The following is a 1,516-nucleotide window of genomic DNA, read 5'->3' as shown; positions in this document are numbered from 1 at the left end:
TTTTATCCAGCCCCACTTTTGTGGGGCTTTTTTTATGGAGCGTCAGATGAGAAAGATATCGAAAGAAGGATTAGAGCTTATCAAACAATGGGAAGGTTTGCGTTTAGAGGCATATAGAGACACGGCATGTATCTGGACGATTGGTTATGGTCACACCAGCAATGCGGGTCACCCCCTTGTCAAAAAAGGCATGTGTATTAGCCAAAAGCAAGCAGAAGAAATCCTTTGTGAAGACTTAAAGCAATTTGAGCAGACGGTAGAGGAATCGGTGACGGTTTCGTTAACGGATTGCCAATTCGCGGCATTGGTCTCATTTTGCTATAATGTAGGAACAGCTGCTTTTCGCAAGTCAACCTTATTGAAGAAGCTTAATCAAGGGGATTATGAAGCCGTACCCTTAGAATTACAGAAATGGAATAAGGTCGGTGGGAAGCCTCTTGCGGGTTTAGCCAACCGTCGAGCAGCAGAAGCGGGATTATGGGTAAAAGGGGCTTATGTTTCTTCGAATTATCAAAGGGTAGAAACGAAAACAGCAAGCGGTCTTTTAAAGATAGAAGCACTTGCCCCGATTATAGGGTCTTGTTCGGGGTTTGGAGGCTTGTTGGTTGGCAATGGTCCGGTGCAATGGGCTTTAGCAGGCATCATGGTTTTAGCGGCTGTAACGGGCATAGTGATTGTCGCCAAGCGGTTTGGGGAGCAACGCTTATGATTTTTTGGCTAAAGAAATATTCTCTTATGTTTACAGCGGCTTTAGCCGTTTTTTTTATGGCTTTAGCCAAGGCGTTTCAGCTTGGCAAGCAAAGCGAACGGCAAAAGCAAACAGAGAATGCTTTAAAGACAGCAACAACCCGTCTTGAGGTAGAAAATGAAGTTAATCAAAAAAGTGATGGTGGTGTGCGCTCTGAACTTTCTCGTTGGGTGCGCGGCAAATAGGTCTGTTTCTTGTGGTGGCTGGTTGCCCATTTATTTGGATAATCAGGATGTTGAGGTCATCAGTTCCAACCTTGCAAGAGATATTTTGAAGCATAACAAGCAGGGAGCCCATTTATGTGGTTGGAAAGATGGTCAAGAAACGAAGCAGCAAAGATAAAGGTCTTACAGAAACAGAACAACAGCTCCTTCACGAGATGATAGAGACCTATCAAGGCTTAAAGATGATGTCACGCATCATGAAATTGATTGCCTTCATTCTCTTTATGTTTGTAATTGATTTTTCCCGTTTTGTGGACGCCATAGAGAATAGCTTCTCACATCTTAAAAGATGGATAACAAAAAGTTAGATATCAAATCTCTCCTTTAAAAATATGATGAAACAAGAATTTACACAAACATTGTTTGCGTGGATGGGTGGTAAACACTATCTGCGTAAGAAAATTATACCGATTTTAAATAGCATTGACCATGAAACCTATGTTGAACCATTTTTAGGTTCTGGTGTTATTTTCCTAAATAAAAGACCAGCAAAATATTCCGTTATTAATGATTTGAATGGAGAGATCACGAATCTGTTTCAATG

At 41.4% G+C, this 1,516-nt stretch carries 4 protein-coding genes; all 4 read left to right on the top strand.

The window, feature by feature from the left end:
• Positions 1–46 precede the first annotated feature (46 nt).
• Entirely contained in the window at positions 47–709 is a 663-nt protein-coding gene (gene bgtA / locus ACFIMP_RS09680; RefSeq protein WP_375651361.1) for a gene transfer agent endolysin BgtA, read from the top strand.
• On the top strand, positions 706–933 hold the full coding sequence (locus tag ACFIMP_RS09675) for a hypothetical protein (protein WP_375630758.1): 228 nt from the start codon (positions 706–708) through the stop codon (positions 931–933). Before bgtA ends, ACFIMP_RS09675 begins: the two co-directional genes overlap by 4 nt.
• A gap of 116 nt (positions 934–1,049) precedes the next feature.
• Positions 1,050–1,280, top strand: coding sequence for a hypothetical protein (locus ACFIMP_RS09670; protein WP_375638891.1), 231 nt, complete (start codon positions 1,050–1,052; stop codon positions 1,278–1,280).
• Between the two features lie 24 nt (positions 1,281–1,304).
• The coding region (locus tag ACFIMP_RS09665; RefSeq protein WP_375686331.1) for a DNA adenine methylase at positions 1,305–1,516 on the top strand (212 nt) is incomplete at its 3' end.

It is taken from the genome of Bartonella sp. AP65SXKL (assembly GCF_042195725.1).
In the GTDB taxonomy this organism is placed as follows: domain Bacteria; phylum Pseudomonadota; class Alphaproteobacteria; order Rhizobiales; family Rhizobiaceae; genus Bartonella.
This window is presented reverse-complemented; position numbering and strand designations above follow the sequence as displayed.

Bases quoted from the DNA above. Each gene is read 5' to 3' on its own strand.
- ACFIMP_RS09675 (WP_375630758.1), top strand. From the start codon at position 706: ATGATTTTTTGGCTAAAGAAATATTCTCTTATGTTTACAGCGGCTTTA.
- bgtA (WP_375651361.1), top strand. From the start codon at position 47: ATGAGAAAGATATCGAAAGAAGGATTAGAGCTTATCAAACAATGGGAA.